Annotated in this window: 20 protein-coding genes and 1 pseudogene; 10 read left to right on the plus strand and 11 right to left on the minus strand. The window is 53.0% G+C overall.

What is annotated here, in order from left to right:
* Positions 1 to 283 precede the first annotated feature (283 nt).
* A complete protein-coding gene (locus IMCC3135_RS13495; RefSeq protein WP_088918100.1) occupies positions 284 to 6,826 on the plus strand; it encodes a choice-of-anchor U domain-containing protein in 6,543 nt (2,180 codons plus the stop codon).
* 193 nt (positions 6,827 to 7,019) lie between these two features.
* On the opposite strand, the gene IMCC3135_RS35210 is transcribed toward IMCC3135_RS13495, so the two are convergent.
* Together IMCC3135_RS35210 and IMCC3135_RS35215 are read right to left on the minus strand one after the other, a co-directional pair.
* Positions 7,020 to 7,256: a transposase domain-containing protein gene (locus tag IMCC3135_RS35210; protein ID WP_335589299.1), complete on the minus strand. Its 237-nt coding sequence runs from the start codon at positions 7,254 to 7,256 to the stop codon at positions 7,020 to 7,022.
* Positions 7,239 to 7,631: pseudogene (locus IMCC3135_RS35215) on the minus strand (IS66 family transposase); the annotation flags it as partial. The pseudogene IMCC3135_RS35215 and the gene IMCC3135_RS35210, both read right to left, overlap by 18 nt.
* Positions 7,632 to 7,887: 256 nt before the next feature.
* On the opposite strand from IMCC3135_RS35215, the gene IMCC3135_RS35220 reads away from it, so the two are divergent.
* Complete coding sequence (locus tag IMCC3135_RS35220) at positions 7,888 to 8,013, plus strand: hypothetical protein (RefSeq protein WP_257790408.1); 126 nt, start codon at positions 7,888 to 7,890, stop codon at positions 8,011 to 8,013.
* Between the two features lie 168 nt (positions 8,014 to 8,181).
* Here IMCC3135_RS35220 and IMCC3135_RS13505 read toward each other — a convergent pair whose 3' ends face one another.
* The 7 genes from IMCC3135_RS13505 to IMCC3135_RS13525 form a co-directional block, all read right to left on the minus strand.
* On the minus strand, positions 8,182 to 9,141 hold the full coding sequence (locus tag IMCC3135_RS13505) for an IS66 family transposase (protein WP_088918102.1): 960 nt from the start codon (positions 9,139 to 9,141) through the stop codon (positions 8,182 to 8,184).
* Positions 9,099 to 9,284 carry a hypothetical protein gene (locus IMCC3135_RS34060; RefSeq protein ID WP_157735969.1) on the minus strand — a complete coding sequence of 62 codons (186 nt, stop codon included), beginning with the start codon at positions 9,282 to 9,284 and terminating at the stop codon, positions 9,099 to 9,101. The genes IMCC3135_RS13505 and IMCC3135_RS34060 overlap by 43 nt, the downstream gene beginning before the upstream one ends.
* Before the next feature lie 48 nt (positions 9,285 to 9,332).
* Positions 9,333 to 9,692 carry an IS66 family insertion sequence element accessory protein TnpB gene (gene tnpB / locus IMCC3135_RS13510; RefSeq protein ID WP_088918103.1) on the minus strand — a complete coding sequence of 120 codons (360 nt, stop codon included), beginning with the start codon at positions 9,690 to 9,692 and terminating at the stop codon, positions 9,333 to 9,335.
* Positions 9,689 to 10,045 carry an IS66 family insertion sequence element accessory protein TnpA gene (gene tnpA / locus IMCC3135_RS13515; protein WP_088918104.1) on the minus strand — a complete coding sequence of 119 codons (357 nt, stop codon included), beginning with the start codon at positions 10,043 to 10,045 and terminating at the stop codon, positions 9,689 to 9,691. Before tnpA ends, tnpB begins: the two co-directional genes overlap by 4 nt.
* A complete protein-coding gene (locus IMCC3135_RS34065; protein WP_157735970.1) occupies positions 9,996 to 10,376 on the minus strand; it encodes a hypothetical protein in 381 nt (126 codons plus the stop codon). Before IMCC3135_RS34065 ends, tnpA begins: the two co-directional genes overlap by 50 nt.
* Positions 10,377 to 10,384: 8 nt before the next feature.
* Positions 10,385 to 11,158, minus strand: a complete 774-nt coding sequence (locus tag IMCC3135_RS13520; RefSeq protein ID WP_088918105.1) for an MOSC domain-containing protein — start codon at positions 11,156 to 11,158, stop codon at positions 10,385 to 10,387.
* Positions 11,159 to 11,466: 308 nt separating this feature from the next.
* On the minus strand, positions 11,467 to 13,425 hold the full coding sequence (locus tag IMCC3135_RS13525; RefSeq protein WP_088918106.1) for a hypothetical protein: 1,959 nt from the start codon (positions 13,423 to 13,425) through the stop codon (positions 11,467 to 11,469).
* A 409-nt stretch (positions 13,426 to 13,834) separates the two neighbouring features.
* Between IMCC3135_RS13525 and IMCC3135_RS13530 the strand changes: the two genes are divergently transcribed.
* Together IMCC3135_RS13530 and IMCC3135_RS13535 are read left to right on the plus strand one after the other, a co-directional pair.
* Positions 13,835 to 14,188: a hypothetical protein gene (locus IMCC3135_RS13530; RefSeq protein ID WP_088918107.1), complete on the plus strand. Its 354-nt coding sequence runs from the start codon at positions 13,835 to 13,837 to the stop codon at positions 14,186 to 14,188.
* A gap of 2 nt (positions 14,189 to 14,190) precedes the next feature.
* A complete protein-coding gene (locus IMCC3135_RS13535; RefSeq protein WP_088918108.1) occupies positions 14,191 to 14,634 on the plus strand; it encodes a RidA family protein in 444 nt (147 codons plus the stop codon).
* A 57-nt stretch (positions 14,635 to 14,691) separates the two neighbouring features.
* Here the strand turns inward: IMCC3135_RS13535 and IMCC3135_RS13540 are convergent, their stop codons facing one another.
* Positions 14,692 to 17,907 (minus strand): transporter substrate-binding domain-containing protein, encoded by a 3,216-nt coding sequence (locus IMCC3135_RS13540; RefSeq protein WP_169727458.1) that lies wholly within the window; start codon positions 17,905 to 17,907, stop codon positions 14,692 to 14,694.
* 170 nt (positions 17,908 to 18,077) lie between these two features.
* The gene (locus IMCC3135_RS13545; RefSeq protein WP_088918110.1) at positions 18,078 to 18,584 is read right to left on the minus strand and encodes a DUF3087 family protein; all 507 of its coding nucleotides are present in this window, start codon (positions 18,582 to 18,584) and stop codon (positions 18,078 to 18,080) included.
* A 194-nt stretch (positions 18,585 to 18,778) separates the two neighbouring features.
* On the opposite strand from IMCC3135_RS13545, the gene IMCC3135_RS13550 reads away from it, so the two are divergent.
* The 6 genes from IMCC3135_RS13550 (at position 18,779) to soxY (ending at position 26,363) form a co-directional block, all read left to right on the plus strand.
* A complete protein-coding gene (locus IMCC3135_RS13550; protein ID WP_157735971.1) occupies positions 18,779 to 21,331 on the plus strand; it encodes an ATP-binding protein in 2,553 nt (850 codons plus the stop codon).
* A gap of 95 nt (positions 21,332 to 21,426) precedes the next feature.
* Positions 21,427 to 22,224 carry a YggS family pyridoxal phosphate-dependent enzyme gene (locus tag IMCC3135_RS13555; RefSeq protein ID WP_205738031.1) on the plus strand — a complete coding sequence of 266 codons (798 nt, stop codon included), beginning with the start codon at positions 21,427 to 21,429 and terminating at the stop codon, positions 22,222 to 22,224.
* Between the two features lie 38 nt (positions 22,225 to 22,262).
* On the plus strand, positions 22,263 to 23,078 hold the full coding sequence (pdxY, locus tag IMCC3135_RS13560) for a pyridoxal kinase (protein WP_088918113.1): 816 nt from the start codon (positions 22,263 to 22,265) through the stop codon (positions 23,076 to 23,078).
* 242 nt (positions 23,079 to 23,320) lie between these two features.
* Positions 23,321 to 25,126 carry a sensor domain-containing diguanylate cyclase gene (locus IMCC3135_RS13565; protein ID WP_169727459.1) on the plus strand — a complete coding sequence of 602 codons (1,806 nt, stop codon included), beginning with the start codon at positions 23,321 to 23,323 and terminating at the stop codon, positions 25,124 to 25,126.
* Positions 25,127 to 25,400: 274 nt separating this feature from the next.
* The gene (gene soxX, locus IMCC3135_RS13570) at positions 25,401 to 25,871 is read left to right on the plus strand and encodes a sulfur oxidation c-type cytochrome SoxX (RefSeq protein WP_205738032.1); all 471 of its coding nucleotides are present in this window, start codon (positions 25,401 to 25,403) and stop codon (positions 25,869 to 25,871) included.
* Positions 25,872 to 25,907: 36 nt separating this feature from the next.
* On the plus strand, positions 25,908 to 26,363 hold the full coding sequence (gene soxY / locus IMCC3135_RS13575; protein WP_088918115.1) for a thiosulfate oxidation carrier protein SoxY: 456 nt from the start codon (positions 25,908 to 25,910) through the stop codon (positions 26,361 to 26,363).
* The last annotated feature ends 33 nt before the right edge of the window (positions 26,364 to 26,396 follow it).

The raw sequence follows: 26,396 nt of genomic DNA on the forward strand, positions 1-26,396 counted from the left end.
AGATGCTGCCCAAGGAGGAGAGGCGTAGGTTGACTTTGGTGTCAGCTGATATTTGCATGAATGAGTTGAAAAACGCGAGTATTTCGGGCGAATACAAGCATTTTCGTCTAGAGCAATGCGGCGTTTTCTTGTTACTTCGCGTGGGGCGAGGTGAAGGCCTCACTCGAATGGCTTGTGTTTCAGAAGTAGAGGCACTGAATTTGCACCGCATTTCGGAAGCCGGATCCAAGGGTCTGATTCAGTCGACATCCCTGCATTGTCGGGGAGCAGCTATGAGAGCAGCATGCGTCTACCTATACTCGTCATTCTGGCCTTTTTGGTCAGTCTATTTGCGTCTGGAGCTCAGGCCCTGACCTTGTCGGGGACGATATATGGGGGATCCTCGCCCCTGCCGAATGCCACTATCAATGTGTTCGGCTCATCATCATCCACAGCGATTGAAAGTCAGAATAGCAGCGCTGAAGGAGGTTATTCATTCACGCTGGATCCAGGCACCTACCGACTTGCGATCGATCCTCCACCGGGTAGTGAATTTGGCGCTGCAAACGTCCCGAATATTACGCTGGATGGCAATGAGACTCGGAATGTCGCCTTGTTGGCGCAGTCCAATACACTCAGTGGCACGATTACGTTACCTGATGGTACGCCGGTTGTCGGCGGAGAAATCACGATCTACAGGCAGAGTGCACCATACCCGGGAGGGACTCGAGTTGCCAAGGCGAGTACCGATGAGAACGGTGGCTATTCGATTTCGTTGACGCCAGATGTCTACATCATCGGGGTGTATGCATCAAACTCAAATATACCAGGCGATGCGGGTGTTTATAGCGTTAATCGCGTGGCGGAAAATCTGGATCTGTCGAGCGATCTGGAGAAAAATATAGTATTGCCGTACGTGACTGTGAGTGGAACCACGACCGATAGTAACGGCGTGCCGGTAGCGGATGTCGAGGTGGAAATCGAGTATACGAATACACCCAATTACGGTGTGTATGGTGTGGTAACGGTACGCTCGAACGAGCAGGGGGCCTACTCACTGCTCACTCCGGCTTACACATATGATGTTATGCTTCGCCACAGTGGCGTAGGTGGAGAATTTGGTACGACTGAGTATCAAGATGTAGATTTGAACGCAGACACCACCCGTGATTTCGTTATCGAACGAGCTAATACACTTAGTGGCACGATTACGTTGCCTGATGGTACGCCGGTTGTCGGCGGGGAAATCACGATCTACAGGCAGAGTGCACCATACCCGGGAGGGACTCGAGTTGCCAAGGCGAGTACCGATGAGAACGGTGGCTATTCGATTTCGTTGACGCCAGATGTCTACATCATCGGGGTGTATGCATCAAACTCAAATATACCAGGCGATGCGGGTGTTTATAGCGTTAATCGCGTGGCGGAAAATCTGGATCTGTCGAGCGATCTGGAGAAAAATATAGTATTGCCGTACGTGACTGTGAGTGGAACCACGACCGATAGTAACGGCGTGCCGGTAGCGGATGTCGAGGTGGAAATCGAGTATACGAATACACCCAATTACGGTGTGTATGGTGTGGTAACGGTACGCTCGAACGAGCAGGGGGCCTACTCACTGCTCACTCCGGCTTACACATATGATGTTGTGCTTCGCCACAGTGGCGTAGGTGGAGAATTTGGTACGACTGAGTATCAAGATGTAGATTTGAACGCAGACACCACCCGTGATTTCGTTATCGAACGAGCTAATACACTTAGTGGCGCGATTACGTTGCCTGATGGCACGCCGGTTGTCGGTGGAGAAATCACGATCTACAGGCAGAGTGCACCATACCCAGGAGGGACTCGAGTTGCTAAGGCGAGTACCGATGAGAACGGTGGCTATTCAATTTCGTTGACGCCAGACGTCTACATTATCGGGGTGTATGCATCAAACTCGAATATACTAGGCGATGCGGGTGTTTATAGCGTTAATCGCGCGGCGGAAAATCTGGATCTGTCGAGCGATCTTGAGAAAAATATAGTATTGCCGTACGTGACTGTGAGTGGAACCACGACCGATAGTAACGGCGTGCCGGTGGCGGATGTCGAGGTGAAAGTAGGGTATGCAAATACACCCAATTACGGTGTGTATGGTGTGGTGACGGCACGCTCGAACGATCAGGGTGCTTACACGTTTGTCACTCCAGCATACAGTTACGAGCTACTGATATCCCCTCCTGGTAACAGCGGATTTGCTACCGCGGCAATAGATGATGTGGACCTTACCCAAGACACGAAACAGGACGTCGTTCTCATTTTTGATGATGTGACGGAACCCGAGATCCTCGCCGGCCCATTTATCAATGCGGTCAATGAGACGTCGGCTGTAGTCGAGTGGCAGACCGACGAGCCGACCACCGCCGAAGTCAGCATCGGAGGGGTGCGGGTAGCCCCGTCAGGGTATCGGCGTTTTCACAGTGTCCCTGTGTCCGGACTGACATCGGATACGGTCTATACGGCGTCTGTGTCGTCCGTCGATAAACATGGCAACGGTCCTGTTCAACGCAATTCTGATGAGTTTCGTACCAAGGTTTTGGCAGACTTGACAGCACCGACGTTCGTAGCAGGCCCGGTAGTTAGTGTAATGGGCCCCGATCGAGTAAATGTACAGTGGACAACCTCTGAGCCATCGACGAGCGAGCTGAGTTTCGGTGAGGTCGAACTGACACAGACCCGTTCGCTTGCCGGTTTGCGGAGCATCCACGAGATAGAGATCGACGGACTCCTTGCCGATACGCGCTACGGCATCAAGGTCTTTGCCTCGGATAGAAGTTCAAATGGACCAACGGAAAGCGAGGTGCTGAATTTTCAGACTCATGCTTTGCTTGATGCAGATGCACCTATCATTGTGGCTGGTCCGTTGCTGAGCGACATTACTGACACCGAAGCAACTATCATCTGGACGACCAATGAGCCTTCGGTAAGTGGTTTGACGCTCTACGATGGCGAGCACTATGAAGTTCATGGTGACGAGACCCTGACCTTGGAACATGAGATCCGTTTGACCGGTCTCGAGGCTGACTTTACATACGATTTCACCGTGTCGGCAACAGACGATTCTGGTAACGGCCCTACGTTGAGCGGTAAAAGACAGTTCCGCACACAATCCGCGCCGGACGAGCAAGCACCAGTCCTGGCCGTTGCCGTCACCGTATTCGCCACAACGCATCATTCCACACAGGTTCGCTGGCGCCTTGATGAGCCCTCCATCGGTGTTGTCGAGTACGGATTGTCCCCGGGTGCTCTGACTATGTTCGCTGGAAAGGCCGCACTGAGCACGAATCAGGTGGTACACCTTTCGGACCTGCAGAAAAATACTCGCTATTACTTTCGCGTGCGATCGACTGATTCCAGCGGGAATGAGTGGGTTTCCGATGTCGACTCGTTCCAAACGCGGAACAAGCGAGATAAGCACAACCCAAGATTCACTGAAGTGCCGGTTGTGACCGGTCGAAACAAGAGTGCAGTGACGCTTGCCTGGTCCGGTAACGAGCCGACCAGCGCAGTGATCGAATACGAGGGAGAGACGGGATTGCTCCGTCATACTTTGCCAGAGCTTGCAGTCAATCATCAAGTGACCCTGGCAGGGCTCAAGGCCAATCGAGAGTACCAGTTTGCGGTAGAGCTCTCTGACAGTCAGGGCAATGAGCTTGTTTTCAACAGCCGTGCCAGTGGTTTGCGTTCGCGCGCTCTTCCAGTTACAGACAGCAGACTGTTAGACGATGAAGCGATTACCGGATTCTCCACCGCAACCGAGGCAGATTTGATTTCGCCGTTGTTTGTTGACGCACCATCCATAGTCGCAGCGTCTTCCGATCGTGTACTGCTTCGCTGGAGGACAGATGAGCCAAGTACCGCTGCATTGAATTTCGGTAAGGCAGGATTACCCGCCGACAGTGCACTCGCTCGACTCGACTACCGCACTGAGCATTTGATGGTTCTTTCAAATCTACAGTCTGGAATAAGCTACGACCTGAGCATCGAGGCCGTTGATATGTCAGGCAACGTCAGTTCCACGTCTTTGAGCGGATTCACCTCGTCGGGGCAGGCAGATGATATGACTCCGGAACTCACGGAGCAGCCGTCAGTTGATTCGGTCTATGACAGCGAGGCCACAATAAGTTGGCAGGCGGGGGAGTACTCGATTGCCACAGCCACCTGCACGAGTGCCATTGACGGGGCGAGTTGGAGCGCTTCTGCGCAAGAGTGGGCGATGGCCGGTCAGTTGACGGTTGATGGGCTGAGTTCTGGGAGTGATTACGAGTGCCATATTCGTCTGGTTGATCTCGCTGGGAATCAACATGTGAGTGAGAACGTATCGTTTGTCACCTCAGGTTTGTCGCCAGACGAAGACGGAGACGGGTTGACAAATGCTGAAGAGATTGTTATTGGCACTGACGCATCCAATTCGGACAGTGATGGAGACGGTGTTGTCGACGGTATCGATCACTTCCCGCTGGATTCAGAAGAAAGTCGAGATACTGATAATGATGGAGAAGGTGACAACGCAGATATTGACGATGATGGTGATACGCTGCCAGACACCTACGAAATCGCTAACGGACTTCTACCGCTCGACTCTTCTGACGCTAGCGCTGACGCCGATGGTGACGGGTGGAGCAATCTGACTGAGTACTCGCAAGGGACCGAGGTTACTCAAGACGACAACCCTCCGGATATTATTGTGCCAGCGTACCTCGTGACAGAATCGACTGGCGCCATGACCGATGTAGACGTAGGGGTGGCAATGGCGATCGATGCTGCTGATGGTCCACTGTCAGTTGCGCTGGATAATTCAGGCCCTTATATACCTGGAAGACATGTCCTTACATGGTCTGCGGTTGACACAGCGGGTAACAGCAGCGAAGAGCAGCAGATTATTGATGTTTTACCAATCATCTCGTTCGGTGTTTCTCGTGAGGTTGGTGAAGGTAGTAGTACCTACATAGATGTGATGCTGAACGGACAACCTGTGAGTTACCCGGTCACCGTTGCCTTCGACGTTCTTGGTACTGCCGTCGAGGGGGTGGATTACCAGCTCTCGAACGACAACCGGTTTTTTACGATAGAACAAGGGCTTGGAGCTCGAATAGGGATTGAAACATTTGTCGACACTGAGCAGGAAGGTGATGAAGTAGTAGAGATAGTGTTTGGTGCTATCGAAAATGCAGTTTCGGGTGTAAATGATATCTACCAAATGACCATTCGAGAGGAAAATCTTCCACCGAGTGTCAGCATAAGCTTTGAGCAAGCCGGTCGCGCAGTCAGCGTGGTGACCGCTACTGGTGGCATGGTGAACGTAACTGCATCGATAACGGATGGTAATCCCGGCGATAGCCACACTTTCGATTGGATGTTGACTGATGCTGATCTGCAGGGCGAAGGGATTGCCGGAGATGCAAGTTTCGTGTTTGATCCCTCTTTTCTGAATGAACGATTGTATCGACTGAACGTTCGAATTGTTGACAACGGTGAACCTGCTCTCGCGGCGGCTGGAGCTAATGCCATTGTTGTGAAATCGGTAGCACCGGAACTTGCCGCAGTGTCTGATAGCGATGCCGATGGAATCGACGACTCTCTTGAGGGAATGGCAGACGATGACGGTGATCGGATACCCGACTATCTTGATTCAGCCACAATTGCCAATTTGATGCCAGTGGCTATGAATGAGCGTTTATTGCAAGGCGAACCAGGCGTATCGTTGCGTTTGGGATTAGCTGCCTTTGCCGCAGGACAAACGGGTGCCAGGATTGGCGTTCGAACGCAAGATGAGGTACCTGATGAAGGAGAATCGGCATTGCCGGTTGCCGAGTCAGAGTTTGATTACCCAGGTGGCGTGTTCGATTTTGAGATAGCGGGAGTCGAGCCCGGTGCAGCCAGTTCCATCGTAATACCATTGGATGCTGTCATTTCAGCGGGAGCGGAGTACAGGAAGTATTCCGTGACCAATGGTTGGAGCCGTTTCCTGGAAATTAATGGAAATCGGGTTAGTTCAGCTGCGGGTGGGGAGAGTTGTCCCGCACCAGGTGACATTGCTTTCACTCCCGGTTTGACGGCAGGGCATCGTTGTGTGCAACTTACCATTGTCGACGGTGGGCCTAACGATGCTGATGGGGTAGCTGACGGTGTGGTACAGGATCCAGGTGGAGTGGCGGTGCCTGCATCGGTTGCTAATGAACCGGACGGCAGCGATGGAGGTGATGTGATTGATGTGGATGACGTAGCGGATGTCACGGATACTCCGGATGTGCCAGATGTTCCGGATGTGCCGGATGTGCCGGATGTGCCGGATGTGCCGGATGTGCCGGATGTGCCCGATGTGCCCGATGTGCCCGATGTGCCAGATGTGCCAGATGTGCCAGATGTGCCAGATGTGCCAGATGTGCCGGATGTGCCAGATGTGCCAGATGTGCCGAATGTGCCGAATGTGCCGAATGTGCCGAATGTGCCAGATGTGCCAGATGTGCCAGATGTGCCCGATGTGCCGAATGTGCCAGATGTGCCAGATGTGCCAGATGTGCCAGATGTGCCGGATGTGCCGGATGTGCCGGATGTGCCAGATGTGCCAGATGTGCCAGACGTGCCAGATGTGCCAGATGTGCCAGATGTGCCGGATGTCACCGCCGATACAAGCGTTCCTCCTATTGGCCCCAGTGCTGCGAACGAGGTAACGGAAGGTGGTGGCTCTGAAACTTCAAGCTCAATAGCCGTTGGAGGCGGCATGACGGGGTTTCTGATTTTATGGCTGCTTTTTGGACAACTTCTATGTCGGAGTTCGAAACTGCGCGCTGAAGTTCAGTAACTCATGGCTTCCGAACGCGTCTGGCACCGCCACGACGCGTTCGGCCTGCGCTACGAAATCCGTCTAGATTGAAATTGAGGGCAATCAGGTTCAGCAACTGAGAGGCTCTGAGTATCACCCTATCTCTTGATCGACCCACTAGTGCTAGAAGGAAGGTAAGCGATCCATCACGCCCAGTCCTATCCTGTAACGATTAAGGAGGATTTTTTTGTACAGGACTCGGTTGGCTGTGGTAAAGCGTCGCAGCCTGTTCCACGCTCAGCTGCCAGGGCAGTAACGCCTCGATGTCTTCCAGCGACTGGGCATTGGGTATTTGCGCCAATACCGCTGTCATGTAATGCAACGGGTTGTGGTTACTGGCTTTTGCGCTTTCCAAAAGGCTGTAAATCATCGCACTTGAGGCTGCACCGGCCGGTGTATCTGAGAACATGAAATTTTTACGAGCCAACGCCACCGTTTTGGCCACGTGCTCGGTGAGTATGTTCGATATCGGCAATCGCCCGTCATCACAATAGCGACGCAGGCCAGCCTCGTGTTTGATCAGGTAGTTGAGCGCCGTGCGTGTCTTGGCGTGCCGCACCCCTAGTGTCTGAACCTGCTTCGCCCACTCCATGAACGTGTCCCAGATCGGCACCGCCTCTCGCTGACGTTTTTCCAATCGGTATTGGGGTGGCAACTCAAGGATTTCCTTCTCAAGTTTGTAGAGCTGCTTGTAGAAGGCGATAGCCTTCGTCGCTACCCACTCCTCGCTTGTTTCATTCTTCTTGCGTTTGGGGGCGTTGCGCCCGGCCTCGACAAACTTACGTCTCGAATGTGAGTTATCAGGAGCACAAGATAATGACCACTATCTGGAGTCGTTTTTTATCACGAGCTGTGAAGAAAAGAACATCAGATTAGGATGTAATTGAGTTTTTCACTCAAGATAAAAACCATCTTTTAGTGATACCGGAAAGATGAAAACACCTGGCTTCAAGCTCCATGCAGTTTTCTTCACTGACTCTATTCCTGCTGTTTCCCAGAACGAACCGACGCAACAGGTTTCCATTGTCAGGTTCGTCGTAATGTCTCTGCTAGTTGTACTGGCACTGGCATTACCTACATCACAACGGATGACGGTAGTATCTACGCCGATAGGAGAAGTGCCACTGAGCAACTATGCCTTGTCGCGTGGGGTGAGGTTTGATTGATGGCCTTTTTTACTTTCCGCCGTTACACATCGCCCAAGAATGTTGGCGACGCCATCGCGGGACCAAGGCTGCCCTAGGGCGTTGAAAAACAGTATATTCTTGGGCTCACCTAAGCACACATGCTGCCATTGGTTCTGGTTTTATCTTGACGAAATTGCGAGTTATACGTTATTCACTAAGGCTTAAAGGCTTGTCACTCGTGATAAAAAACGACTCCAGATAGTGGTCATTACAAAGGACGGTTACCAGTTCATTCTTGCTAACAATGGCATTGAAGCTCGGTGCCGCATCGACAACCAGATAGCCTTTGAATTCTTCGAGTAGCATCGAAGCCACAGCCGAGCCCTTGGACACGTTGTAATCCAGTAGCACCACCGGTGTCTCTGGGGCACCACCGCGCCGGATCCACAATGCACTACGACTACTAGCTGATCGTCCATCCTCCTTGAGCACCTGGATACCGGTGTCGTCGGACATGGCGATGTCGTAGGCGAAGAACACCTCCTGCATCAGGTTGTATAGCGGCTGGAGCAAGGAGGCCCTGTCGATCAACCAGCGGGCCAGCTTCGAGCGCGACAGATCCAGCCCCTCACGGGCCCAGATCTTCTCCTGGCGATACAGGGGCAAGCAATCCAGGAGTTTTGCCACCATGGTGTAGGCCAGAATCGAGGGGCTGGCCTGTGAGCCTGGCAAGGGTTGCAACGGCATCAACGCGGTTTTTACGCCACACTCCTTGCATTCACAGGCGTACTTGATCTTCACGTGCTGGATGACAAACTGACGCGCCGGGATCACTCCGATCTGTTCGGTGATTTCTTCTCCAATAGGCATCAGCTGGCCACCACACCTGCCATGGCGATGTTCCTCGTCCAGTTCGTGCGTGACACGGACACGCTCCAGATGATCGGGCAGCACACGACGTGGACGCGGCTTTGCCGGGTTGGCAGGCGGCGCTTTGTCAGGAGCGTCGGGATTGGCCGCATCGTCTGCATCGGTAGCCGAATCACTCACCGGCTCATCTGTATTGTCCAGCTCCTCCTCAAGCGTTGCTTGCATGGCCGCAAGCTCCGCCTCGTTGAATAAACTCAGATCAGCTTGACCGGGGTGCTTTTCCGAGGAACGCCCCAATGACGCTGGGCCAGTTGAGCAATCACCTGCTCCAGCTTGTCGATCATGCGTATTTTACCGGCAAGATCACGCTCGGCGACAATGAGCCTCTCGCGCAATTGCTCGATGTCATTGATGTCGCTTGGGGGAGGTAGGGTGTTCACGCAGACGACAATACTACAAGCCTGAACAGAAGTCAGACACTCACTTCCTCAGAAGTGACGTGCGTATATCTGTTCGCGATGCGGGCGCATTCCATTAAGGTCATACCCATCGAGCAGGTAGTCCAACTGCTCCTGATCCAGCTCGATAGTCTCGTCATCGCCAAACCAGTCGGGCCAGTGGAAGCGTTGATTCTCCACGCGTTTATACAACAGCCAGTAGCCGTTCAGATGCCAGATGAGTATCTTGACACGGCGAGAACAGCGACTGACGAAGACATAGGCAGTCCGGTCAGCAGGGTTCTGATCAAGCTCGGCGGCAACCAGTTCTGATAAGCCATCTATTTGCTTACGCATGTCGACGGGGTGGCGATACACCAGCACACGCTCGGGCAACCAACGCGCACTCACGATCGAGCCTCCCGAGTCAGGCGAATGATGGCTTCGATACCGACGCTGGCACTGCACTGCAGACGAACGTCCTGTCCTATGTGAAGAATCACATCTTCACAAACGTGTTGATCAAGCATGGCAGTGGCCTTTCGTTGCACCGGGCGAAAGGCTGACGCTTTCACCTCGCTCTTCTTGCTTCGTGGTGCACGGCGGGTACCAGCGAACTTATCACTACGTCGATAGTGTCGTGCAAATACAAATCGGGACAAGCCCTCGCGTTCGCAGAATGTGCTCTGCGTAAGTCCCGAGACAAGAAACTGGTCAATCCAGGCATCCCATTCGGCGGCGGTGAACTTGGGTGATGATGGCATAGCGGAAGATCCTGACGATGTGAGATGGAATCGTCAGGATCGGCATGTCGATTGGCCTTGTCACCATGGGCGCTATGGTGCGTTTACGAAGGAAGTAGTGCTCATGTTCTGCACAAGTTATTTTGTTACAGGCTCTAACTTGCGCTCGATACTGAAAGTCGGAAGATGTGTAGAACGCGTACAGAAAGTCGGGCAGGCTGGCGCTGGACTCGATGCGTGTCAAATAGCAATCACAGTAATTGGATACCGTGCCGGCATCCGGTGCTTCGGCGTAGGCTGCCAATAGCGAGCCTGCGGGAATGTCGCTGGGACCGGTACGGCGCGAAGCCATGCGGTGTCTCATGCCAACTCGACAACACTTCCAACAGAGAGCACACCGCCTTGCACCACCTCGGCATAGACACCCATATCCATATGGCTGTAGTGTTCGCGCAGTAGTCGGGGCGTTTTCATATCACGCTCACCGGTTTCCAGATTGACCTCTGTTGCCGGGCATCGCCTCGTGCGCCTCACGATTTTCAGTCGAGCTGACCCCACGGTGATTTCCTGCCCCACCATGTCCAGTTCGGAAAAGGGCGACAAGCCTGATAGTTGGACGTTACCTCGAAACCGTCTTGGATCGACAGCCTGACCGATGGCCTTTTCAAAGGCCTCCACACTGTCCTGGTTGATGATGGACACCGCGTTCATCATCTCGACAGAATCCACCGACACATCCGTGAAACGGTGAGGGGAGGCCTCAAATAGTTGCGGACTCTCTTCATCTGGCAACGCAAGGTACGCTTTCAGAAACTGACTGGCCTCTTGTTTGCCCGCATCAGTGCTGATGTCGAAACAGGCGCTGATATCGGCGGCTGTCAGAACAAGAATACCCGTGTCCTCGTCATACTCGGTGTCGAGCAGAGCCAGACTGGCATCCCGAGCGAGCATGTAGAATTTACCCTTGGGCAACGGCTTCGGGTTGGCAGGATCAAAGCCGCTGTTCGGGCGAGCGAAACCGAATTTTCGGTCGCTTGGAAAACCCTGGCCGGTGGCGAGTGTCACGCTGTCAAGCAGCTGGCCACTCAGGCCCTTTATTGGGAATCGGGTTAACGCTTCAATCTTTATTGCCATGGTAGACCGGTCGTTATCTTTACCAGGAGCAAGGGTATCCAGCCAGTAAAATTCAGGGCCGGAGCGGGTGACAGCAATCGATCTCTGCTGCCGGATGCGATGAGCATATCAGGCACACGCACAGAAGGGCTATCACATGGCTCCGAGTGCACCGCTACGTAGCTCTGCACTCCGACCTGTCTTCAAGCGATGAGGTTCTCTCATCGGTTCGTAGTATTGCGTCGCGTCACAGCTCCTTGATAGTGGGCAAGCGCCAGTTGGAGTAGCCAACGAATTCGGACGTCTGTACTGCTTGAGGCTGCACCGGCTTAACGATTCTTCTTGCGGGACTTCTTGGTGGCGGCACGCTGTTTCTTTTTTGTTTTGCTGTCCACGGGCTTGGGTTTGGTGGCTGAGGGGCCGGGAAGTTCGGGCGGAAAATCAGGCAAGTCGAATGGAAAACCTGTGCCCTCGCTGAGCGCGCTTTTGCCCATGCCAAACAGGTTTGGATTTTTCATGGCTGCCGCCATTCTGGTGGCCGCATCATCAGTCAGTATGCTCAGGCATCGGTCCGCATGCTCGGACTGATAGGCTCGTTTGAGGAAGCTGAAAAAAGCCCGCGCATCGTCGATCATGTTGATCGCTTCGGAGGCTGGCATCATGACCTTCTGAGGGATAATCTCGTAGAGAATCTGCTCAAGATCTACGGGGCGCAGAGTAGCAACGGTGCAATCCAGGTAGTTGAATGAAAAGCTCATGATCAACGTAGAGACACTCGCAGCAACGTCGATGGCCTTGGCCTCTGGAGAGGCCTGGTACTTGTCCTGAAGTTCTGTGCTGAGTGCATCATGCAGCTCCCAATCCATTTCATCGCTTGTTCGCTCCATGGTAATGAGGCGTGCAAAGAGTGAATCAGAGGCTCCGTTTTCATGCATGACTTGTTCGTAGGGGAAAGGTGCTTCAAGCACGATTGTCATGGGGCCCGAGTCTGTCTGGAGGGTTTGCTCTATTCTTGTCGGTGAGGCGCCAGTGTGCGAGGCGATGAAATCCTTGTTCGATAATGCGTAGACCAGTGAGCGGGCAAGGGTGTTGAACAGCGTTATATCGCGTGGCGTTATGGGACGCATCGTCCGGCCTTCAGCGGGCGCCATCAGTACGGGGTAGGCCTTGGTATTGGCGACTTTCCAGCCATGGCTGGAGATATCCTTGCGTATGTCTGCCTCTATCTCTTTCGCCGGATCGAAAGACAGGAACGTGTGAGGGGGGGAGTCCGGTTCCACGCCTCTGCTCAGTGCATCGTCCATGAGCATGTAGCGCTCGTATTGGACGAGCTGATCGAACAGGAGGATGCCGAAGTGTTGACCCATCTGGCCGATGACCGATAGCGCTGCGTGCTTCACACCCATAGCCTCGATGCTGACACTGATCAGGCTTTGGTCGTGAGGAATCAGACTCCACGGCTTGGCGCGATACAACAGGGCGGCAGCGTCAAAGAATTCACCAATGGCCTCAGCACCGGCTCCGGTGGCGGAATACGTCATGGGTTTGCTCAGTGCCATGTCCTTTTGCATGATGGATTGCAGTCTTGCGAGCTCAGGTGTTGGTGCGCACTCAAAATGGATGGATGGGAATGACGCCTTGAGAATTTCGATGTGTCTGGCATCGCTCATACGAATATGCGAAGGGGCTCCTGCTGGCCCGATAGCAGGCTCGTTGATCGCCATTTCGAGTTCTTGTGGCAGATCGAGTTCCAGATTCTCCGGGCCCATCAGCTCTATCCTGATGACCTGGCCAATGTCATTCAGCCACATGAACATCTGAGGACGATAGGGAGCTCCCGGTTCGTCCGTGATGAAGCGAGGGGCGTCAATCAGGCCCCCGATCCACTCCCGCTTGCGGCCTATCGAGGAGATGCTTGCTGAGCCGCTCTTGTCACTCTGGACCAGTGATAACGGTGTGGGTTCCTGGCGGCTTGTGTCAGGGGATTCCACTTTTTCCAGAAGTTCAGGGGAAACATTCCATTTCGTGCCGGCATAACTCAAGAGAGTGACCGTCTTTTTGTTGGGTTTGATAACAATCGCCTCTACCGGCTCGCCGTGCTTGTCCTCGAAGCAGACCCGGTCGCCAGGCTTGAACCGAGCCATATGCGCAGCTCGACTGTCTGCCTGTTGCTGCTTGGCCCGTTCGACGATGTAGACATTGATGAGCGATAGATCATGTTCTGTACAGTCGTCGAGAAGCGACTGTATGGCGCTCAGATGTGCAGGTAGTTCAGGTAGTAATGCCATGGGGGAAGCTTGATTAGAATGACGCTACCGACAAGGATACAGGCGATGAGACGAGAACTGAAGTGCTCACTTGGTTCACATCGTCTCACCTGGCAACTGTGGAATTTTCAGAGGGTAGTGGACTGATGCAGGTCGAGTTCACGCTGGGGAAGCCGACTGCTGGCGAGGCACACACCGAATCAGGGGTGATATTTCCTGAGATTTGAGGCGTTTGTTGTCTGATTTTCGATCGCCCTCTGATGCTGGCGCGACGCAGCTTTTGCGCTGAGTGTGATGTACTTCATGGATTTGAACTCGTGCTGCACTACTGCTGTATACACGACAATAGTGTCAGGTCGCACGCGAGTAGAATGCATGCTGAATCTGAAATGGCTTTAATAGCCTCCAGGTAACAAAGGATTGCTTCACTATGCCCTTATATGATCCACCAAAGCAGTGGCGCCCTTTCTACCACCGGTGCGGCAAGTTGCCGGCTGATGGTATTGACGTTCACTATCTCGGCAACGAGTTTTTGAACCGACCACCTTGCTGGGTGATGACGATCAGCCGGGAAGCAACCGAGTCTGATCTGGAAGAGAATCACAAACTGGAAGAGGTGGGCGAGTCGATCTGGATGGTGGCTGCGGAGATTACCCATTGCCCCTACTGTGGCGAACATCTGCCAGTGCCGGATGTGGAAGATCACGACCTGGAAGTGGATCTGGACGAAACCGAGCACGCCGGTCATGATGCGTTCGGAGCGTTTTCGCTTCTGAACATGTAGTCGTGGTCGGTCTCGAAGAACTGGGCTTGAGCCTGCCTTTGCCGCCCAAGCCGATCGGCAACTACCTGCCGGCTGTGGTAGACGGCGACATGCTTTATGTATCGAGAACGCTGGGCACCATACGCGACGAAAACGACAATGACATCGTGCCTATCAAGGGCAAGCTGGGATCTGATCTCACCATAGAGCAGGGCTACCAATCGGCCAGGTACATGGCGCCGAGCATTGCGGCATTGGAGGCCGATGATGAATACTTCAAACAGATCAACCTGCTGACACTCAGAAATACCATGCTTGGCAATTTCCTGGGGACCCCGGGTGTGAGCCTGCCTGTTGGCAAGGATGGGCAGGGTTTGCCCGTTGGTATGCTGGTATCGGCTGCGATGGATCGTGACGATCAATTATCGCGTATTGCAAGGGTGATACAGAATGTGATTGAAAGGTAGGTGGTTATCTCCTGTTGGATAAGCTGAAACACGAGAGCATTTACCGGGCTAATTACGTTAGCCGGGCACTGTCAACGAGCCTTCAAGGGCTTCGCTGATAGCACAAAGCAGGTCTGAGCGCGAAACAGGTTTTGAGAGTTGGAGGTTGCCACCACCTACCATTTCATCAGCAACGCAGAAGTCGGAATAGCCAGACATGGTAATGACCGGCAGTTCGGGGCAACGCTTACGCAGAATGGTCGCCAGATCAACACCATTCATGCGGCCGGGCATCATGACGTCAGTCAATAGCAGATCGAAATCTTGATTGCTCTCAATTATAATGAGGGCCTGATCCGCTGTGTCGGCCGTTGTCACCGCATAACCGGCGCTGCTAAGCATGGCTTCGAGTACATCCAGAACTTCAGCAGTATCTTCGACGAGCAGAATACGTTGGCCTGTCGGTTCAAGCGCTTTTCCCACTGAATATTTCGGCTCTGCGTCAACTGCTGTTGTGCTGGCCGGAAAGAAAAGTTCAAAAGTCGTGCCTTTGCCAGTCTCGGAAGTGACCGCCGCTCCACCTTTCGACTGTTCCATGAATCCCTGGATCATCGACAGGCCCAGCCCCGATCCTTGCCCCGGAGCTTTGGTGGTGAAGAAGGGTTCAAAAATTCTCGAGAGATTTTCTGCGGCGATCCCATGCCCAGTATCGGTGACTGATAACACCACATAAGGACCTGTTTGAATCGTGTCTGGATAATCAGAGGTGCTTTCAGTTATGTCGACACCAGTAGTGGTAATGGTTAGTGTACCGCCATCGGGCATCGCATCACGGGCATTCAGGATCAGGTTCAACAGTGCACTTTCTGTCGCACCTACGTCCACTTCGATCGGCCAAAGCTCTTCTGTGAGGGTGGTTTCCACGGAAATGTTGGTGGCAATGGTACGCACAGTCCAATCACGCGTCTCTCTCACCATCTCGTTTACGTCAACCCTGCGCGGCTGCAGTGGAGCCTTGCGGGCGAAGGCGAGCATGGAGCGCGTCAGGTCTGCGCCACGGCTGGCCGCACCGATACTGGCATCGATATGTTCGAGGTGAACTTCGTTGGAAATATTGTCGCGCAGTAACTCTTGTCGGCTGAGGATGACGGCGAGAAGGTTGTTGAAATCGTGGGCTACACCGCCGGTAAGCTGACCGACCATGCTGAGGCGATCGTAGTGCTCCACCCGCGAGCGATCGCGTTCATGCTCCGTTACATCCTCGATGACAAGCACGGTACCGATCTCAGGTGATGCCTTGCGCGGCAGTGATGTGCTTGCCAGCCGAACACTGCGCATCTCCTCAGTAGCGGCACCCGACATAAGAAACACGCCGACTGCCTGGTGGTCTTTTGACAATGCTCTGTTGACCGGGTTCTCCACACCAACCAGTGCTTGCGTCTGGCCGGCATTGAAGAACAAGACATCACTGGGCCAGTTGATCGGTGTGGAGCTGTCATCGATCCCGATCATCTCTCTGGCCACCGGGTTGGCGAATACGATTTCCCCATTCCGGTTCATGCCCAGAATACCGCTTTGAGCGGCGTCCATTACGGCGCGCAACTGGCTGGTTGCGTTGAGTGTTTCGGCAGTTCGGTCTTCGGCGTGATTGCGCAAGGTTTCCGCTTCCCTGCGTGCTCGTTCCGCTTCGTCGTGGGCCAGTTTCGCTTCACCATGTGCGGCCTTTGCACGGCGGCGCGCCCGATCGCTCATGATCAGCGCCGAACCAAAGGCAAGGATGAGCATTGCTGCGGCTAACAGCCCTGCGATGGCGATTCGTTGGCGACCGGCAGTCCAGAAAACTGGCGCACCAAAGTATTTCTGCCTCAAAGTGGCGTAATCATCAGATAGCAGATAGCTGCCAATTGCCGTATTCAGACGTTCTCGAACCTTGCCTAGTCCAAAGCGCAGAAGAATTCCTCGTTCTGAGCGGTAGAGTTCGGGAGTAAGTTCCAGTATCTCTGCTGATAATTCCCGCCGCTCAGCACTCGCTGAAGTGTAACCTTTGGTTTTCAGAACGACGTCGATGCTTCTATCAAGCAGGGCATCCAGAAGGTAGTCTCCCGGTTCGAACGTGATAACATCCAGAGTCTTGTCTTTGAGCGCCATCCTGTGGCCGAATGTGCCTCCCAGGACACCCACCTTGTGTCCGGAAATATCGCCAAGAGACAGAGTTTCCTCACGTTCATTGCGGCGCACAGTTGCAGTAACGAGAAGCTCTTCCGTGGGCAGGGTGTGGTCAGCCAGTCCGCGGGAGTCGGTCGGAAGCGCGAATAATGGGATCAGATCTACGCCAGACGCATTCGGCCCTTGAGTCATGTCCGCAAAACTTATGACCTCGAAGCGGTAGTTCAGACCCGCTCGCTCTGCCAGTTTCTGGAACAGTTCAATGGCGAACCCGGTGTACTCTTCATCCTCTTCCAGAAGAAAGTACGGTGCGAATTCCAGACCTTCAACGATTTGTGGAATTCCAACCTTCAGGACTTCCGGTTCAGGCTCGAAATGTTCCATCAGGTACCTTCTGCGCAATTCCGGCAGGGAGCCATCCGCCTCCATCCTGTTGATAGCGGTATTGATCGACGGCAGTAAATCAGCGTGGGAGTTGTGAAGGGCAACCACTCGCTGAACTTCTGCGACAGGCTCGCTGATCGGCAAGATCAGGTGGTCCAGACCTGCTCTGTAGGTCCACGTCTGGACTGAGTCTTCGGGGAATATGACAGCATCGATGTCCTGTGCCAGGAGTGCGAGCAATCCTTCGCCAGGGCTTGATATCGGAACCTCTATCTGATGTTTCAGATACTCGTCGACTCCTGTGGGTCTTCCCGGCAGCACGGATACCCTCAGTGAGCCGTCGAGCGAAGTATCCAGATCGTCCAGACGCGAACTCAGGCCGAAGAGAGCATAGCGTGATGTACCGACGGACTGGGAAAAGACGTTGCTCTGGTTGAAAATCGCTAAATCTGGAGCGCCTGCAAGCATATCCGTCTCACCGGAAATCTGGGCGTCGACCAATGCGGTTATGTTGTCGAAAATCTGGATTTGTACATTGCGCCCAATCTGCTTACCAAGCAATCTGGCAAACTCGACAGAGTAACCGGTATATTCACCGTTGCTTCCGATCTCGAAAACAGGTGGGGCGAGAGTCCATCCTATCTTGAGCGTGGCTTCGGAATCTGAGCGGGCGTTTGTCACCCATAAAGTGGCTGCTACGAGAATTACCATCGCTGCTATAGCACGAAAAGTGATGGGTTCCATTCTAGCCATTGTGTTGCGATCAAACCTCAGTAGCAATACCTGCAGAGCTAGACTTATTATACTGTGGGCACAACGTGTTAGTGCCGAGAGAAGGCTCGATCACGCTTTCTTGAGGTAACTTTCGCAATCATGCTTGCAGTATAGTTCTTTCCTCTCTGCGCACTGTTGCACTAAAACTGAGCAAGTAAATCAGGGTGATAATCATCTGTCGTTATCTTGATTTTATGCTGTTCCATTCTGGTATCAAGAAGCCTGGACATGGCTGCCAGATTATCCAGGGTGATGGTGTTGTCATCCAGTTCGTATAGCTGCCTTGAGCCCTTATACATGAAGTTCATGATAATCATCGCATCCACATTATTGTCTTCTATCAGTGGTTCGATTTTGCGCTGTTTGCGGTAGATGCGATTGAGCTGTTTTTTCAGATTCCATACATAGACCACCTCATTCATGAACGCATTATCTCGACAGTGATAAATCACGTAAGCAGCTATCAAGGCTGCAAGCACGACACCGATGAGGTTCAAGATGAAATGGGATTCCTCCGGCGTGCTGAACCAGCTAATGAGCAGGCTCGAACAGACAATTGAGACGATCATCATTTGGACGACGATCGCTGCAAATATTATCTTGTAGTGCTTGCTGTAGCGTTGTTTGTCAATGGCTCTGAGCTTCATTCAATAGTCCGGATTAGGGTTACTTGAATTTTAACGAAAATGTGTCCCGTGCGCAGGGGTTACAGTCTGGGTGGATTCACTTGCAGTGCCTCTGGTTTTAGGGAAAATGGCACTCGTGCTGGACTGCAAAAAGTTAAGATGAGTGTAATCATCACATTCCAGTGTGTGCTTCGGAAACCAAGCGAGATTCTCAATTGACAGGACCAATTCTGATTTCAATCATCCAGAGCATGATCGCGCTGCTGCTTGCCGGTGCGCTGCTCTTTCCGTTGTTTTCTCGCCCCCATTTCGAACAGAACACAACGACCAGGGTTCTGATCGGCTTGATTTTCGGGATAACCTATGTAGCGCTGTCTCTCAACAGCCTCGTGTTGAATGACGGTGGAGTGCTGAATGCCTCGGCGGGGGTGCTGATCTTTGCTGCGTATCTGGGCGGGCCAGTCGCCGGTGCTATGGTCCTGACGGTTTCGCTGGCTATTCGAGCTGGTTTGGGTGGAGATATGCTCATCCTAGGTCTGGTCATGCAAGCGATATGCGTGTTTGCCGGTTTGTTGCTGCGTATGATCAGACCTTTTTCAATATGGCCACAGCTGCCCAATCGTATTCTGTTTTACGCCCTTGGCGTTTTTCTCGTGATGCATTGCTCAGGCGTCATTCTGGCCATTCTCCTGGATTTGGCGGCTATCACCCCGATTGCTTCTGAATTCGTCGTCTTTATATTGGCAGGACTACTGTCGGTGACAGTTACGTGGGCTGTTATTCAACAAAGCTGGCGGCTGGCCTCTATAGAACGGGAGAACGGTGCACTGCTGCGACAATTGCAACTGATATTCAAAAATTGCGGAATTGGGGTGTTGTACTACAACGGGCGTAGTGGACGGCTCGACTTTGACCCGAGTTTCAGGAAACTCTACGGCCTATCGGAGAACGAGGTGCTTGAACCTTACACTCTCATTTCGCGCCTGGTACATGCCGAAGACCGCGAGGCGGTAAAAGTGCACATTTCGAATGCCATCTACGGCAGCGGAACACATGGCAGCCAGCTGTTTCGGACCTGTAGCGACGATGATCAGTTGCGCCATATACGATCAACCTGGCAGGCCGAGAGCGAGACACCAGAAGGCTTGCGAAACCTCATCGGACTGCACATTGATGTAACCGATGTCACCACTGCACAGCAACAACGAATCGAGGCTCAGCAACAGATCGCAGCCATTGCCGAAAACTTGCCGGGTGTCATCTTTCAGTTGATCTGGCAGAACTGTAGCGTGAAGGAGCTGACGTATATCAGCTCAAAATCCGTCGATTTGTGGGGGCTGACGCAAGAGGCGGTGCATCAGGCCCCCTGTGAGAGTCTTGCAGCTCATTTTGAGGCAGGCGAGGCAGAAAAGGTCAGTAGGGCTATCAATGATGCCGCGAGCAACGGCGGACGTGGTTCCACACGCGTCTGGATGCGGGGCCGGAGCGAAAAAAGGATCAGAGTCGAGCTACAGGTGCAAGCCATGGACCTTGGTAATGGAACTCACCTTGTCAACGGTATCTACGTAGATATCACGAGTGAATCGGCCGCGCAGGAAGAGGCCGATCTACAGGCGGCACTTGCCCGACAATCTCAGAAGAACGAGAGTATCGGTCGGCTTACCGGCGGTGTTGCGCATGATTTCAATAACATCCTGGCTATCATTCTGAGTAACCTTGAACTGCTTCGGGATACGGTTGAAAGCGATAGTCAGAGAGCAATGATAGATGCCGGAATCGGCGCGAGCCATCGAGGGGCCGGTCTGACCCGAAGTATGCTGTCTTTCGCACGAACGGCAAGTCTTGATCCTGAAGCTCTGGACCTGAACACGGTTGTGCGCCATGCCAAGAACTGGATGCACCGCGCCATGCCGGAGTCCGTCGAGGTGGAGATGTCCCTGTTAGCAGGGCTCTGGCCTGTCAGGCTTGATGCATCATTACTTGAAAGTGCGTTGTTGAACCTGATCGTGAATGCGCGTGATGCCATGCACAATCACGGCAAGCTGACGATCGAGACTGCAAACGTACGTATCGACCAATCCTTTATCGACACGCGAAATGAGACGATTTCACCGGGTCGCTACGTCATGCTGGCGGTAAGCGACACCGGCTCTGGGATTGAGGCGGACACTCTGGAATGTATGTTTGATCCTTTTTACACGACAAAGGCGCCAGGAGAGGGCTCAGGCATAGGCCTGTCGATGATACAAGGCTTCGTCAAGCAATCCCTGGGGACTATTCGGGTCTATACCGAGCTGGGAATGGGCACATCCTTCAAGATCTATTTCCCCGTCTGTGACACCGCACCCGTGATCAAGCACAAAAAGATTGACGAAGTGTCGTCGCACGAGTGCAGTGGCGCTCGCATTCTGTTGGTTGAGGACGATGAAAACATTCGCGAGGTTCAACTGGCCATGCTTGAGAGAGGAGGGTATCGGGTTGTCACGGCCAATAGTGGTGATGCTGCGCTGGATATTTTCAACGCTGACTCAGCGTTCGATTTGATAGTAACCGACATTGTCATGCCTGGAGAGCTGCAAGGCACAACTCTGGCCAGTAAGGTCCGTGAAACCAACCTGCAGATTCCCTTTATTTTCATGTCTGGCTATGCAGCCGAAGCGACCGTACATGGGAATGGCCTGAGACCGAAAGATATTCGTTTGATGAAGCCGGTGCCCATGTCCAGTTTGCTGAATTCAGTGGCCGCTGCGCTCAAACTCCGTGATTAACTTGGCAGTATCGACAATGGGTCTTTTAGTGTGGGTGGCTGTGTAACCAGCAGGGTCAGGAGTATAATCTTGAGGCCATGTCTGCGAGCAAGTCCATGAGCATTGAAAAGCACGACCAGTCCGACAATACAGTCAGTGAAACACCTGAACAACTGGCGCAATACCGGCACGCTTTTGAACAGCGCCTGGCAGATATCAATCAGCGTATCGAACAGGTCTGCGCCCGTTCAGGCCGCGCAAGAGGCGATGTGCGCCTGTTGCCGGTGAGCAAGACGGTAGATACCAGTCGCTTGCGCCAGGCCGTCAGTGCCGGTTGCCACCAGCTTGGCGAGAACAAGGTACAAGAGGCCATGGATAAGGCACAGGAACTCAGCGACCTGCCTGTTCAGTGGTCCATCATCGGTCATTTGCAAACCAACAAGGCCAAGTATGTGGCTCGTTTTGCCCATGAAGTCCAGTCGCTTGACTCCCTGAAACTGGCGGAAACGCTGGACAGGCGTTTGCAGCTGGAAGGTCGGGCACTGGATGTCTATGTACAGGTCAACAGCTCGGGGGAGGCCAGTAAGTACGGCCTGGCGCCAGATGATGTCCCGAAGTTCATGACCTCACTGAGCCCCTTCAGCAGTTTGCGCGTGCGCGGCCTGATGACTTTAGCTGTTTTCTCTGCCGACGATGTAACCGTGCGCGAGTGCTTCGTTCGTATGCGGACGTTAAGGGGTCGCTTGCGAGAGGAGCTCCCGGACCCGAGCTTATGCCAGGAGCTGTCCATGGGCATGTCAGGTGATTTTGAAATCGCTATCGAAGAAGGTTCTACCTGCGTACGCGTGGGCCAAGCGCTGTTTGGACCTCGCGCCTTGCCGGATAGCTACTACTGGCCTGGCGAAACCAAATAAGAAGAAATATTCCAGAAAAAACAAGGCAGCGAAATCCTATGGATACCTACACTCAATCAGCACAACCGGTTATCGTGTCTATCCAGTCACAACTGGTGTATGGCTGTGCGGGTAACAACGCCGCCATGCCACTATTGCAGAAACTCGGTGCCACGGTCTACGCGGTGCCCACGGTGCTGTTGTCTAACACGCCTCATTATCCAACGATAGGTGGAATCGACATGGCCTCTGATATCGTCGAGGAGCTGTTGAGCCGCTTGCTTGACCGTGTTCCGGCCACCGGGCTAACAGCCATTCTCACAGGTTACATTCGAGATGCGGCAACCGTCACCGTCGTTGCGAATTTCATTGATCGTATTCGTAAAGAAAATCCTGGCATCATCGTACTGGCGGACCCGGTGATGGGCGATACCGATCTTGGTTTGTTCATACCCGAAGAGGTGGCGCATTGTGTGAAGAGCCAGTTGCTCAGCCGGGCAGATATCTGCACTCCCAACTTGTTTGAAGCGCGCTTCATCATCGGAGAGGATGAGGTGGAGCCTCAGGATTTGCAGGTTGCTCTGCGGGCAGCCGGGGCTGGTATCAGTGTGATAACCGGGCTTGGTCTTGAGCAGGGCGCAAGCGAGGTACAGACAGTCGCCTGTCAGGGCGCTCAGCGCTGGAGTACCAGTACACCGCGGCTGGATATAAGGCCTACGGGCACTGGTGATTTACTCGCTGCCGCCTTCTTGTTTCACTGGCTGGCTACACGCGATGTGTCGATGGCATTGCAACAGTCTGTGGACAACGTATATTCCATCATGCGGCAAGCCGCAGACATGAGCCTGCAGGAGCTTGAACCAGCGCGCCTATAGAGAGGACTTTCTGATCAAGGACCCTGTATAGGGACCTGTGAGCAATTGTGAAAAAACTGGGTATTGAGTCGATTGTTGGCCGATGAAACATCAAGAAGCTGTAGGCGCAGCCGCTGTTTCATGGACCAGGGGGTGTATTGCCCCAGCCCGTATCATGGACAATGAATTCGAGGACAATCAAACGGATAAGCCGGTCTCGCTACTGCCTATGGCTCGTATGGTTTCTGATTTGCCTTGCCCCTGTGGGTCATCCCTTGGCGGATATTGGCGGATATGCTGATCCTCTTGAGCCGCCGGTCAGTGTTCTTGAGGACCCGACCGGCGAGTTGACGATTGCTGACATCGTCGCTGCCGATGAGCAGTTCTCAACCAGTATCGGGGCATCATTCAATTTTGGTTTTACCCGTTCGGCCTACTGGTTTGCCACGCAACTCGAACGGCCCGCAAACGGCAACTCCCTGTTTCTGAAAATATCGTATCCACTGCTGGATCAGATTGATTTGTATCTGCGTTCGGATGATGGCAGAAATAAACAGTTTGCAGCCGGGGATAGTTTTGAGTTCGACACACGGCAGGTAAATCACCGAGCCTTCATATTTCCGATATTCTTTGAGCCCGGTGAGCAGACTCTACAGGTATATCTGCGAGTAAAAACCACAAGCGCCATGCAGGTGCCCATCAGCGTGTGGGACCCCGAGGCCTTTCATAGTGAAAGTTATGATGAGCAGATAGTACTGGGTCTCTACTATGGTCTGCTGCTAGCCATCATGGTGTCCAATATCATGCTGGCACTGTCTGTCAGAGAGCCGGTTTATGCTTACTACTCGGCATACATAATGTTCTATGGCGGGTTTCAGCTCTGTCTGAATGGGCTGGCTTTCGAATACCTGTGGCCCACCTCTACCTACCTTGCGCAAAAAGGGACGGTCATGTTCATGGCTCTCAGTGCGGTCATGGCAACAGCCTTCTCAGCAGAAATACTGGAGATAAAGAAGGAGTCTGGGCGTCTACGAGCGTGTTTCATCGCCTTTGGCCTGATCAATATGGGGTCGGTCTTGCTTTGTATTGCGTTGCCGTACTCCATTGCCATACAACTTCAGACGCTGTTGACGACAGCAGGCACGATCCTGTTTTTCTGTGCCGGTATGATGCAGCTTCGTCGTGGGGTCGCAGCTGCTCGCTACTATCTGTTTGCCTGGACCATGTTTTTGCTGGGTATCTTCATCTATAGTTTGAAGACCTACGCTGTGCTACCAGAGAACGTTTTCACCGAATATGCCATCCAGGTGGGGTCCGCTATGGAGACTCTATTGCTGTCTTTTGCTATTGCGCACCGATTCAAGGTCTTGCGAGAAGACAAATTGCGCTTGCAGAGTGAGTCCACCGAGCTGTTGGAGACTCGAGTTTCAGAAAGGACACTGGAGCTGGAGCAAACGCTGCTGGAGTTGTCGACCGTGAATTCGCGTCTGGAAAAACTCAGCATTGTAGATCCCTTGAGTGGTCTTTTCAATCGAGCGTATTTCAATGGCAACTTTGACAGGATGTGGAAGCTGGCACAAGAAGAGCAGAGGAGCATGGCGATGCTCATGATCGACATAGATCACTTCAAGCAGGTCAATGACAAGCATGGTCATCTGGTCGGCGACAACGTTATCAGCGTTGTCAGCAAGCTGATTTCTGACACAGTGTCTCGAAAAGAGGATTTTGTTGTCCGATACGGTGGCGAAGAATTCGCTGTGGTATTACCTGATACAGATTTACAGATGGCAACGGTATTGGCCGAAAAAATTCGTGTCGCGGTCAATGAATTTGTCAGCGAGCTGGAAGCTGTGAGCCGGGTTGGTCGCATCAGTGTGAGTATTGGCGTTGCCGGCGGTATTCCAGCGGCTGCTGATTCGGAAGCTGGTAGTGAGACCTTGTTGTCACAGGCAGATAGTGCACTTTATGATGCTAAAAATCAGGGCAGGAATCGTGTGTGCCGGGCACCCGACAGCCATTCGCAGGAACCGTTTAATGATCCAGACTTTCGCAAGGTGCACCTGGGCTAAAGGCGGTCCCTAGCGAGTCGTCTACCTCCGGATTCAGCCTCGGCCATGTCTTCTGCTACATCCTCTATGGAGGGCTCATGTTTTCACGATGTCTGATGCCATGCAAGCACGGTAGAGGATGAGCTGCTTGCTGGCGTGGTGATATGCATTCATCAATGAACTCAAAAATATGAATTTCTATATTTGTTCCAAAAGAAGATAAGATTAGTGTACAGATAGGTTGGGAAAGTAGCTCGATACCCTGATTCGTGCAGTGCCTGGAGAGAGATTACGCATGTTCTTACGAGTCCCCGGAATGGTTGGTACAACCATGGGTATTGCGATGATTATCACCACCACATTAGCATTGGCTGACGTGACTTTACCTGATGAGGTGGTGGTGGAGAACCTGAGAATCGAGAAATCACTCTCAGGCTCACCCGGTGATGCTGCACAGGGGCGCAAGACGTTTGCCGATCGCAGTCTGGGCAATTGTCTTGCTTGCCACCTCAATTCAGATCTGAGTGATGAGTTGTTCCACGGCAATGTCGGGCCCTCGCTAGACGGCGTTGCCACACGCTGGAAGCCGGAACAGCTGCGTACCATCGTCGTGAATGCCAAGAAAGTCTTCACTGAACGCACCATTATGCCAGGGTTCTACTCACTGGACGTCGGGGAAGACGTGCGTGAGGATCTCATCGGTAAAACCATCCTCACGGCTCAGCAAGTTGAGGATGTTGTGGCGTATCTGAACACCCTTGAATAGCTTTGATCTCATGGATATTCTGGAGTATATTAATCAATGAGCATTAGTAGACGAAGTTTACTGAGCACCTCTGCCGGCCTTCTGCTTGCCGGTTTTTTTGGCACGAGTACTCGCGCCTTTGCCAGTGTGGAGGATGTCGAAAAAGCGATAGCGGACTTCTCTGGAGGCATAAGCCCGACAGATTCCGGCGTACTAAACCTGACAACGCCCGAGATCGCAGAAAACGGTAATAGTGTGCCGGTTTCCGTGTTTGTTGATAGTCCAATGAGCCCGGATTCCTACGTTGAGTCGATAATCATTCTGGCTGAAGATAACCCGCATGCTGATGTCATCACTTTCCACTTCACACCCGCAAGCGGTGTGGCAAGTGCCTCTACGCGTATTCGGCTTGCCAGAACTCAAAGTGTCATGGCTCTGGCAAAGATGAGTGACGGATCCATTCATTCTGCAAGGAATGAAATCAAAGTCACGATCGGAGGCTGCGGCGGGTAACGCTCGATCCCGTTCCCGATCTCGTCTACATTT

It is taken from the genome of Granulosicoccus antarcticus IMCC3135 (assembly GCF_002215215.1).
GTDB classification, from domain to species: domain Bacteria; phylum Pseudomonadota; class Gammaproteobacteria; order Granulosicoccales; family Granulosicoccaceae; genus Granulosicoccus; species Granulosicoccus antarcticus.

Excerpts from the sequence above, each read along its gene's own strand:
- IMCC3135_RS13545 (WP_088918110.1), bottom strand. The coding sequence starts at position 18,584 with ATGAAGCTCAGAGCCATTGACAAACAACGCTACAGCAAGCACTACAAG.
- IMCC3135_RS34065 (WP_157735970.1), bottom strand. The coding sequence starts at position 10,376 with ATGGCTTCGCGCCGTACCGGTCCCAGCGACATTCCCGCAGGCTCGCTA.
- IMCC3135_RS35210 (WP_335589299.1), bottom strand. The coding sequence starts at position 7,256 with ATGTTCTCAGATACACCGGCCGGTGCAGCCTCAAGTGCGATGATTTAC.
- IMCC3135_RS13540 (WP_169727458.1), bottom strand. The coding sequence starts at position 17,907 with ATGGAACCCATCACTTTTCGTGCTATAGCAGCGATGGTAATTCTCGTA.
- IMCC3135_RS13520 (WP_088918105.1), bottom strand. The coding sequence starts at position 11,158 with ATGGCAATAAAGATTGAAGCGTTAACCCGATTCCCAATAAAGGGCCTG.
- IMCC3135_RS13525 (WP_088918106.1), bottom strand. The coding sequence starts at position 13,425 with ATGGCATTACTACCTGAACTACCTGCACATCTGAGCGCCATACAGTCG.
- IMCC3135_RS35220 (WP_257790408.1), top strand. The coding sequence starts at position 7,888 with ATGTCTCTGCTAGTTGTACTGGCACTGGCATTACCTACATCACAACGG.
- pdxY (WP_088918113.1), top strand. The coding sequence starts at position 22,263 with ATGGATACCTACACTCAATCAGCACAACCGGTTATCGTGTCTATCCAG.
- tnpA (WP_088918104.1), bottom strand. The coding sequence starts at position 10,045 with ATGCCATCATCACCCAAGTTCACCGCCGCCGAATGGGATGCCTGGATT.
- IMCC3135_RS13555 (WP_205738031.1), top strand. The coding sequence starts at position 21,427 with ATGAGCATTGAAAAGCACGACCAGTCCGACAATACAGTCAGTGAAACA.
- IMCC3135_RS13530 (WP_088918107.1), top strand. The coding sequence starts at position 13,835 with ATGCCCTTATATGATCCACCAAAGCAGTGGCGCCCTTTCTACCACCGG.
- IMCC3135_RS13495 (WP_088918100.1), top strand. The coding sequence starts at position 284 with ATGCGTCTACCTATACTCGTCATTCTGGCCTTTTTGGTCAGTCTATTT.
- soxX (WP_205738032.1), top strand. The coding sequence starts at position 25,401 with ATGTTCTTACGAGTCCCCGGAATGGTTGGTACAACCATGGGTATTGCG.
- soxY (WP_088918115.1), top strand. The coding sequence starts at position 25,908 with ATGAGCATTAGTAGACGAAGTTTACTGAGCACCTCTGCCGGCCTTCTG.